Source organism: Candidatus Symbiopectobacterium sp. NZEC135 (genome assembly GCF_025962695.1).
Window position 1 is genome coordinate 1 of the sequence record NZ_JAGFPF010001292.1, and the last position, 614, is coordinate 614.

1 protein-coding gene is annotated in these 614 nt (G+C 54.1%); it reads right to left on the reverse strand.

Going from position 1 to position 614, the window contains the following annotated elements; translation table 11 throughout:
- Positions 1 to 326 (reverse strand): diacylglycerol kinase family protein (locus J5224_RS33885; protein WP_264629245.1); only part of this gene is annotated, 326 nt, incomplete at its 3' end.
- Between the last annotated feature and the right edge of the window lie 288 nt (positions 327 to 614).

Here is a 614-nt window from a genome sequence, read left to right on the forward strand (position 1 = left end):
AGAGCGAAAGGGATATCCAGCGTGCGAGCAAAATCGTTGGCGGTGCCCAACGGCAGCACCCCCAGCGGCAACCCTGTCGCCACCAGGCCCGGCGCGGCGGCGTTCAGGCTGCCGTCACCGCCACCGACGATAACCATATCGACGCGATCGGCATAGTGCTCGATCAATTCGCTGTAGGTCATCGACAATTCTGCGCTGGGAACCATCACGCGCAGTCCCTGCGCCATTAACTGAGCCAGCACCTCTTCACGTGCGCAGTCACCTTTCCTCGCTTTTTCATTGATCAACAGCAAGGCGGTGACGGGTTCCTGTTGGCTTGTCATCATCGGCGGCATCATCGTCTTTCCCGTATGGTGTACCCAAACAACCCTTGATTTAACCACAGGATAAATCGTTCACTCAACGCCCCTTGCCGAAGGCGACAATAGTCTACAAAACATGACATTGAATGGCTTTCGACTTTCGCTTGAGCAACATCAGGAGCGTGCGCAACAGAAATGGCGCTCCTGTTTGCCGTTTTGTCAGGTGACTGCTTAACTTCAGTTAGCTGCATGTATCATCTTGATGCATAATCATCGGCGTCCTTCACTCCAGCACAGAACACTACGAGGATA